The 9,029-nt window shown below is 68.6% G+C and carries 8 protein-coding genes; 6 read left to right on the forward strand and 2 right to left on the reverse strand.

From position 1 onward, the window contains the following. The coding region (locus E1264_RS44005) for a hypothetical protein (RefSeq protein ID WP_207936646.1) at positions 1–796 on the forward strand (796 nt) is incomplete at its 5' end. 602 nt (positions 797–1,398) lie between these two features. Here the strand turns inward: E1264_RS44005 and E1264_RS35320 are convergent. Then, positions 1,399–2,184 (reverse strand): hypothetical protein, encoded by a 786-nt coding sequence (locus E1264_RS35320; RefSeq protein WP_132180658.1) that lies wholly within the window; start codon positions 2,182–2,184, stop codon positions 1,399–1,401. A gap of 157 nt (positions 2,185–2,341) precedes the next feature. On the opposite strand from E1264_RS35320, the gene E1264_RS35325 reads away from it, so the two are divergent. Next, the gene (locus E1264_RS35325; RefSeq protein ID WP_132180660.1) at positions 2,342–3,280 is read left to right on the forward strand and encodes an aldo/keto reductase; all 939 of its coding nucleotides are present in this window, start codon (positions 2,342–2,344) and stop codon (positions 3,278–3,280) included. A 61-nt stretch (positions 3,281–3,341) separates the two neighbouring features. After that, positions 3,342–4,244: a serine/threonine-protein kinase gene (locus E1264_RS35330; RefSeq protein ID WP_132180662.1), complete on the forward strand. Its 903-nt coding sequence runs from the start codon at positions 3,342–3,344 to the stop codon at positions 4,242–4,244. Positions 4,245–4,248: 4 nt separating this feature from the next. On the opposite strand, the gene E1264_RS35335 is transcribed toward E1264_RS35330, so the two are convergent. Next, the gene (locus E1264_RS35335) at positions 4,249–4,911 is read right to left on the reverse strand and encodes a transcriptional regulator (protein WP_132180664.1); all 663 of its coding nucleotides are present in this window, start codon (positions 4,909–4,911) and stop codon (positions 4,249–4,251) included. A gap of 128 nt (positions 4,912–5,039) precedes the next feature. Here E1264_RS35335 and E1264_RS35340 point away from each other — a divergent pair, with 128 nt between their 5' ends. From E1264_RS35340 to E1264_RS35350, 3 genes are all read left to right on the forward strand, one after another. Further along, entirely contained in the window at positions 5,040–6,323 is a 1,284-nt protein-coding gene (locus E1264_RS35340; RefSeq protein WP_132180666.1) for a citrate synthase, read from the forward strand. A gap of 184 nt (positions 6,324–6,507) precedes the next feature. Then, a complete protein-coding gene (locus tag E1264_RS35345; protein ID WP_132180668.1) occupies positions 6,508–7,731 on the forward strand; it encodes a cytochrome P450 in 1,224 nt (407 codons plus the stop codon). Positions 7,732–7,858: 127 nt separating this feature from the next. Continuing rightward, the gene (locus tag E1264_RS35350; RefSeq protein ID WP_132180670.1) at positions 7,859–8,761 is read left to right on the forward strand and encodes a hypothetical protein; all 903 of its coding nucleotides are present in this window, start codon (positions 7,859–7,861) and stop codon (positions 8,759–8,761) included. Positions 8,762–9,029 lie beyond the last annotated feature (268 nt).

Here is a 9,029-nt window from a genome sequence, read left to right on the forward strand (position 1 = left end):
GCCCGTTTCCTCGCCGATTCCGACGCCCACCAGTGGCCAGGCACGGGAGGTCGACTCGCGCCCGTCGGCGCTGCAGCCGGTCCTGCTCCTTGGCCTTCTCCTTCCCGCGGCTGCGGCGATCTGCTACCCGTTCCGGCACCGGATCTACGCCGCCACCGGCCTCCCCGTGTCCTCCGCGACCACGACCACGGCGGCACCACCTGCCCGGCTCACCTATCACCCTGTAGCCGATCCGTTCGCCGCTCCTGCCACGGGGCTGACGGGGCCGGGCGCGGTTTCCGCCGCGCGGGCACTGGCCCTGACGGCCCTCGACGAGCAAAGCGAAAGCTCTCTGGTCGTCGTTCCACGACCCGACGCCACCGTTCTCTTCGGTCTCGGCGAGGACGAACTCCTCGACGACGACACCGCCGGCCTCTTCATTCCCGGCAACCTCGACGCCGCTTTGGCCTATCTGGAGACAGAACTCGCGATCCGCAAGAACACGGGCGTCGAACAGGGGCGACGCCTCGTTCTGGTTGCCGACTGCGCGGAAGAGACGGAGCGGATCGAGGCACTCCTCGGTCGCCACCCCGGCGGCGTCACAGCGATCCTCATCGGCGCCTGGACGGGAGATCAGGCCATCGTCGATGACGATGGTCTGGTCGACGCCCCATCAAGCCTGGCTTCCGCACTCCCCGAGCGCATCCCGGCCATATCCCGCACCGAGGCGCGCGACCGTCTCCTCGCGGTTCTGGCCCGCCAGCAGCAAGCCCCCAAGCCCGCCTCCAAACGCCGTTCCACCCAACGCCGCCCCTGACCACCCATCCAGCCCACCGCCTCCCAGACGCGCCAATTGCCCTAGAAGGCGCCGATCCGGCCGAAATCAACCTGACCTACGGAACGTCCGCCCACCTTCTGAGAAGGCATGGGGGGTCGTCAGTTGGTCGTTGGAAGTGGACCCTGCTGAGAGGCAGGTCCGAGCTAGAAGGCGTGGGGGCTCGCTTGGTGATTCTTTACGTCCGTCAAGGTGGGTTGGGGGTTGTGCGATGGCGTTGAGGAGGCGATAGATGTATGGCCTCGGCGCGGGCGGTGGCGGCGCCCGACTCCTTGTGACGAGCCCAGAAGGGCCCGTGGCGATCTGCGTGGCGGTTAGTGGCCTGCGGGCGTCGATCCCCAGCGATGCACAGGAGCGCGATGAGCGCGTTGACGGTCGCGGTGCGTTGGGCGGACGCTCGCCGTAACTGAGGCACCCTTCGCGCCTAGGGCATCTCTGAGATGTACCGGCGCAGTGCTCGCCGGGAGGCTCGCGCCGACGCGCGAGCGAGCGCAGCGTTGGTTCACGAAGGTCGGCTCAGGCACGCTTCGGGCGGCGCCGGGGCGGGCGGGCCGTGTGTAGCTCGGGCGCGCTTCGAGGCATGTCTAGGACGGTGTTCGTGCTTGCCTTGTGATTTCGGCGCGGACGGATGTGAGGCCACGGATCGCGCGGCTGAGGGAGGCGATGTCCGGCGGCTGGTCGGCGTCTCGGTCCAGGTAGGCGGTGCAGCGGAGCATCCAGCCGCGGACGACGTCCTCCATCCTCGTCTCGGACCGTCGCGTCCGTTTCAGGGCCGCTTCGCGCTTCTCCTCGGCGACCCGGCGTACCAGGATCTCGTCCGCTGCGAGGGCGCGGACGTCGGCCAGCGAGTAGCGTCCGAGCCGGTCCGTCGCGAGGTCGCGCTCGGCGGCGATGCGCTCGAACGTCTTCCTCGGCCAGGTGAGGATCGTCGCGGCTCCGCCGGCGTCGACGGTGTCGGTCAGCGGGCCCTTCCGGGCCGAGACGACCGAACGCACCGCGTCAGGATTGAGCCGGTCCAGGTCGCGCAGGAGGTAGACCGGGTGGCCGCGGAAGGTGCTGATGACGGTGAGGTCTCCCTGTGCCGCCAGTACCTCGATGTCCCGGCGCTCGACGTCGAGCCCCAATCGAGAGGCCAGCCTGGCGGCCGCGCGGGCTGATCCGATCGGCGGATCGTCGCCGAATCTGGCGATGACCTGATCGCCGCGTGCCCGGCACTCCTCGGCGAGGTCCGCGGACCATCGCTCCCCGTCGAGATCGGGTTCCGGGAGGATTCCGTGCTCCACGCCGACGCGCATCTGCCACCGGGCGAGTCCCAGGCGGCGGGCGAACTGGTGGGCGCCGAATTGGCCACGAACGATCTGTGCGGGCATTGTCGTGCCTTTCTTGCGACGGCGGGTGTTAACGCGATCAGCCTCGCCGACACGGCCTGCAAATAGCACTAGAATGTGATTCTGTGGATAACCCCGATGGGTGATTTGTCGCAATTTCTTGGTTTGAGGGTGGAGTGCGGCGTGCCAGGCTGTGGGGATGAACGCGATGCATCGGCTCGGGATCGGGTTGGCGGCGCTCGGGCGGCCGGCGTACATCAACGTCGGCCGGGCGGACGAATTGCCACCCGGCCGGAGCGTGGAGCAGATGCGCGAAGCGACCTGGGACGTTCTCGATGCGGCCTACGCCAGGGGCATCCGCTGGGTGGACGCTGCGCGGTCCTATGGGAGGGCGGAAGAGTTCCTCGGCGGGTGGCTCACCGCACGCCGCCCTGCGGACGTGACGGTATCGAGTAAGTGGGGATACACCTACGTCGGTGAGTGGAAGACCGACGCGCCGGTACACGAGGTGAAGGAGCACAGTCTCGGCCGTTACCGGGCTCAGTATGAGGAGAGTCGCGCTCTCCTCGATGGGTATCTGTCCGTTTATCAAGTGCATTCGCTCACCGAAGAGAGCCCCCTGTTCCAGGACGCGGGCCTGCAGGCGGCTGTTGCGGAAGCGGCCGCGGACGGTGTCCGCGTAGGCTTCTCCACCTCGGGGCCAGGGCAGGCCGAGACGATCCGTCGCGCGGTGGCGCTGGAAGTGTCCGGGCAGCGTCTCTTCAGCACTGTGCAATCGACGTGGAACGTCCTAGAGACGTCAGCAGGGGAAGCCCTACGGGAAGCGCACGATGCGGGCATGCATGTGCTGCTCAAGGAGGTACTCGCCAACGGGCGGCTCGCCACACGGCCGCCCGCGGGCATGCAGACCGTGGCGGCCAAGAACCTCGTACAGGCGGATGCTCTGGCCATTGCCGCGGCCCTGAGCCGGCCGTGGGCGGACACGGTCCTCGTCGGCGCGGTCAGCACCGCGCAGTTGGGCGCCAACCTGGCCGCTGCAGAGGTGTCGCTTGATGAGGAGGACCTCGAAGCGCTGGCCGGTCTGAGCGTCGCACCAGAGACCTATTGGGCCGAACGGAGCGCCCTTCCCTGGTCGTGACGGCCGGGCGAGCGGCGGGGGCATGGGACGATTGAGCGCGCCCCAGCACGATCGGATACCCATGCAGTCAGAGTTTCCGGAAAAGATCGGCCCGTACCGGATCGTCACGCGGCTCGGCTCCGGTGGGATGGGCGAGGTGTTCCTCGGGGCGTCGCCGAGCAGACGGCTGGTCGCGGTGAAGGTGATCCGGCCGGAACTTCTGGACGACCCCAGGTGGAGGGCGAGATTCCGCCGTGAGGTGACCTCGGCGCGGTCGGTCAGCGGTTTCTACACGGCGCCCGTCGTCGACGCCGATCCGGACGCGGACCAGCCGTGGCTGGCGACGCAGTACATCCGGGGCGTGAGTCTCTCCAGCGTCGTCCAGGAGAAGGGACCGCTCCGGGAACAGGCGGCCTGCCGGCTGGGGGCGGGGCTGGCCGAGGCTCTGATCGCGATCCATCAGGCGGGGATCGTCCACAGGGATTTGAAGCCGTCGAACGTCCTGCTGGCCTCGGACGGGCCGAGGGTCATCGACTTCGGCATCGCGCGGCCGCTCGACGCGCTGCCCCTGTCGAAGACGGAGATTCTGGGGACGCCGGCGTACATGTCGCCGGAGCAGGCCCTAGGCGATCCCGTCGCGCCACAGAGCGATGTGTTCTCTCTCGGCTCGACGCTCGTGTACGCGGCCACGGGTGCGGCGCCGTTCGGGACGGGTCACAAGGTGCGCGCACGGATCGTCCATGGTGAACCTGACCTCACCCGGTTGCCCGATCCCATGCGCGGGCTGGTGACACGCTGCCTGCTCAAGGACCCTGGGGAGCGTCCTTCACCGGAGCAGGTCCTCGTTGCACTGTCCACGCTGCTGGACGCCCACTACGGCGAGGAATGGCCGCCCGCCGACGTCGAGCAGTTGATCGGAGCGCAGGAGCGGACGCTCGTCGAGATCACATCCGAGCTTCCAACTCTTCGCGAACCGCACATGTAGCGGCTCAGGACAGGCCTTCCGCGAGCGCGTCCCAGAAGGCGGTCTCGTACGCGTGCAGGAGACGTGCGGCGCGAACGGCCTCCTCCGGGTCGTCTCCCGAGGCGAGTCCGGACGCGATGACGTCCAGGGCCTGTTCCTCGAAGCCGGGCGGCGATTCCGCGAAGAAGGTGAAGAAACCGACGTCCGCCTTACGGAAGCCGTACCGGGTGCAGAGGGCTTCCGCGATACGGGAGCAGTAGGCGCCCCACTCCTCCAGGTTGGCCAGCATGGCGAGGGCGACCTCGCTGGCGGTTCCGAAGGCGGCCCTTTGCGCGAGGTAGGCCGGATAGACCTGCGCGAACGGCTTCGGCTCGTAGTTTCTGAGATTCTCGTCACTCTCGCCGAGCGCGGCTGCGAAGTCGCTGAGGAGGGTCAGCGCCTGTCCCTCGCCCTGCGCGAGGCCGAGGAACAGCTCGCCGGACGGCGCTTCGGGGAAGCGTGCCGCCAGCAGAGCGAAACTGCGCCGGTCGCTGCTGACGATCCGGTGCTCCTCTGCGGCCAGCCAGACCAGGCGTTCCCTGGGCATCCCGCCCGATTCCAGCAAGTCGACGAAGCGGTTCTGGCTCGTCGCGTCCGCGATCTCCCGGCGGGCGCGGGCGGCGAGCCCGGTGGCGCTGTGACGGGTCATGCCTCCACCGGAGCACCCGCGCGTGCCCGAGTCAACGAGGCGGCCACTGAAAAGCGCCGGTGATCACGCGGATACGATGATGAACGGAACGTCTAAGCAGGTGTGGACGCAGTTGGGAGTGAGGGCGCATGTCGGATTTCGAGCTGGGTCACGCGGGCGGCCGGATGCCTCTGGAGGTGACCGAGTCGACAGAGGGCCCCTCGGGACTGGTCGTCGACAGCCTCCTCAAAGAGACCGGTCACGTCACGCTCGACCCCGGCTTCACCAACACCGCGTCCACCACGTCGGCGATCACCTACATCGACGGTGAGGCGGGCATCCTGCGCTACCGGGGCTACCCCATCGAGGAGCTTGCGGAGAAGTCGTCCTTCCTTGAGGTCGCCTACCTGCTCATCTACGGCGAGCTGCCCACGCCCGACCAGCTGAGCCAGTTCACCGACCAGGTCCGCATCCACACCCTGCTGGACGAGAAGTTCCGCGCGTTCTTCTCCGCGTTCCCGCGCAGGGCGCATCCCATGGCGGTGCTGTCGTCGGCGGTGAGCGCGCTGTCGACGTTCTACCAGGACAGCTTGGATCCGTTCGATCCCGAGCAGGTCGACCAGTCCAGCATCCGGCTCATCGCCAAGCTCCCCACCATCGCGGCCTACGCGTACAAGACATCCAACGGCCAGCCGCTTCTGTACCCCGACAACTCCCTCGGGTACATCGAGAACTTCCTGCGCATGACGTTCGGGCTCCCGACGCAGCCGTACGAGATCGACCCCGAGATCGTGCGCGTCCTGGACATGCTGTTCGTCCTGCATGCCGACCATGAGCAGAACTGCTCGACGTCCACCGTGCGGCTGGTCGGGTCCAGCCAGGCGAACCTTTTCTCGTCGGTGTCCGCGGGCGTGGACGCGCTGTTCGGCCCGCTGCACGGCGGCGCCAATCAGGCCGTGCTGGAGATGCTGGAGCGCATCCACGAGAGCGGCGACGACATCGACTCGTTCGTGGAGCGCGTCAAGCGCAAGGAGCCCGGCGTCAAGCTGATGGGCTTCGGGCACCGCGTCTACCGCAACTACGACCCGCGCGCCGCGGTCGTGAAGAAGGCCACGGGCCGGGTCCTGGACGCCCTCGGCAAATCCGACCCGCTGCTGGATCTCGCCATGCGGCTGGAGGAGGTCGCGCTGAGCGACGACTACTTCGTCGAGCGCAAGCTCTACCCGAACGTGGACTTCTACACCGGCGTCATCTACAAGGCGATGGGTTTCCCGACCAACGCGTTCACGGTCCTGTTCGCGCTCGGACGGCTGCCCGGCTGGATCGCCCAGTGGCGCGAGATGATGAACGACCCGTCCACCAAGATCGGCCGCCCGCGCCAGGTATACGTGGGGCCGGGAGAGCGTCACTACGTGGACCCGTCGGCCCGCTAGGAGCCCGCTGACTGCGGCCCACCGCTGACAGGTCCGTTCCACACCGGCTTCAGTTTTGGAGCCGTTCAGGGTCGTCTCTTACAGGGCGGGCGGGTTCGTGTGCCCGTCCGCTCTGGACGGCGTGCCGCGGCGTGCGGGGTTAGCCTGAGAGCCGCGACTCCCCAACGGAAGGCGGCTCCCACAAATGCCCTCCCTTGTCGAGCAGAAGCTGTCGAGCCTGGATTTCTGGGCGAAACCCCAAGCCGAGCGGGACGAGTTCTTCACCGAGCTCCGGGGGGAGGACAGGCCGGTGTACTGTCCCCTGCCAGACGAGCCCGGGTTCTACGCGCTCACCCGGTACGAGCAGGTGGCCGAGGCCAGCCGCAAGCCGCAGGTGTTCAGCTCCGCCCCCACCGCCGTCTCCCTGGTCGATCCGCCGCCGGGGCTCGACGAGTACATGGGCTCCATGATCAGCATGGACGATCCGAGGCACGCCAGGCTCCGGCGGATCGTCTCCCGCTCCTTCACACCGCGGCTGGTCGAACGGGTCACCGGAGACGTCGCGGCCTTCGCGCGCCGCATCGTGGACGACCTGGCCGAGCGTGGTCCGTGCGACTTCGTGGAGCGTGTCGCCATGCCGATGCCCCTGCAGATCATCTGCTCGATGATGGGCATCCCGGACTCGGCGTACGGCGACGTCATCGACGCCACGAACGTCATCCTGGCCGTCCTCGACCCGGACCACGTCAGCGAGGACGGCCGGGACCGCCTGACCGTCCTCGCGGAGAAGTTCTCCTACCTGCACGAGCTCATGGCGGACCTCGGCCGCCTGCGCCGCGAGAACCCCACCGACGACCTGGTCACCGCGCTGACGAGCGCGAACGTGGACGGTGAGGCGCTCAGCGACCGCGACCTCGGGCGCTTCTTCTCGCTGCTCGTCATCGCCGGCAACGAGACGACGCGCAACGCGCTGTCGCACGCCGTCGTCCTGCTGACCGAGCACGCCGCCCAGAGGGACGTCCTCGTCGCGGACTTGGACGGACGCCTGCCCAGCGCCATCGAGGAGATCGTCCGCTACGCCTCGCCTGTGACGTGGATGCGCCGCACCCTGTCCCAGGATTACGAACTGCAGGGGCACGTCTACCGTTCCGGTGACCGCGTGGTCCTGTACTACAACTCGGCCAACCGGGACGAGAACGTGTTCAAGGATCCCCACCTGTTCGACATCACGCGCTCCCCCAACCCGCACGTGGGGTTCGGGTCCCCCGGACCGCATTTCTGCCTCGGCGCACACCTCGCCCGCCGCGAGGTCACGGTGCTGCTACGCGAGCTGTACGCGCGTCTCCCGAACCTTCACGCCACGGAGGCGCCGCTCAGGCAGCGGAGCAGTTTTGTCAACGGGATCAAGTCGCTTCCCTGCGCATTCTGACCGCCTCTATCCGACATATCCGACTCTCTTCCGAGAGTTATCCACAGGTCGCGATTTCCGTTCCGCCGCTCGTGAACCTCCTCGAAGCTGGGCTGCACCAGCCGGTCCGAGCCCCGAGGAGAGCGCCATGCACGTCACGATCACCGTTACCGACGAGACGACCGCCGGCTTCGTCATCGCCGCCGACAGGGATCCCGGCGACCTCCCGGCGGCGATCCGGCAGCGGCTCCCCGGGGCGTTCGCCGCGGCGGTGTCGGACCGCCTCGGCAGTCCGCGGCTGACGGTGAGCTGCCACCGCGCCGCGGACTCTCCCTGGGATCTCTCCGGCGTGCGAGGAGCCGACGAGGACGACGCCGAGCGGGTCCGGCAGGCCAGGCGCCACATCGGCGTCACGTCCGTCCTGCCGGTCAGCGACCTCCCGTCGGGGCCGCACCTCGCGCGCGCCGCCGCCCTGGCCGTCGCCGAGTCGCTGTGCGGCGTCCCCGTGGACGTCGCGTCCAACGAGGTCCTGCCCGTCGCGACGTTCGGACGCTTCGACGAGTTCGTCCTCGCCGACCACTGGCTCGGCGCCTCGCTGCCGCCGTACCGGAACTCCGGCGGCTGCACGGCCGAGGAGGACGACATCGACGGCTGCGCCTGCGTCGACCTCGCCACCCGCGGGCTGCACCGGTTCGGGCTGCCCGAACTGGAGATCACCGGCGTCGCCTGCCCGCACGACCTCGCCGCGCTCAACGTCCTCCGCACGACCGCGCAGCGGCTGCTGCCCCTGGGCAGGCACCCGGGCGAGCACATCCTGCCCGCCGAGCTGATGCTCACGAGCGCCGACTTCGCGGCCTACTGGGGACACCGCGACCCGATGTGGGACGACGGGCCCCTCTCGATACGCCTGACGGAGGCGGCGCCCAGCCGCCTGGCGATCCGGCCGCCGGCGGACTTCCCCGGCACGCTCAACGAGTGGCTCTGGGACGAGATCCCGCCCGTCCTGCACGAGGTTCTCAGCTGCGAACCCGACCACCTCGCGGCCACCTGACATCCACCGGTCCGGATCCGCGCCGGCTCCGCGCGAGGCCGCCCGCCTCGGACAATTCGGGCGCGTCGGCGGAAACGGCGCAGTTCAGCCCGCATAGCGCTGATTTATGGCCAAATGTGATGGTCCGCACGCGTTCATGAGATGTCAATCTCGACCTTGCAGGACGCGACGGCCGGCCACCCGCGCCGCACAGCTCCCCAAGTACGTGTGCGCCGCCGCTCCCCCGGTCCGTCGTCGCGTCCTGCAAGGTCGAGATTGACATCTCATG

Source organism: Actinomadura sp. KC216 (assembly GCF_004348535.1).
Classification (GTDB): Bacteria; Actinomycetota; Actinomycetes; order Streptosporangiales; family Streptosporangiaceae; genus Spirillospora.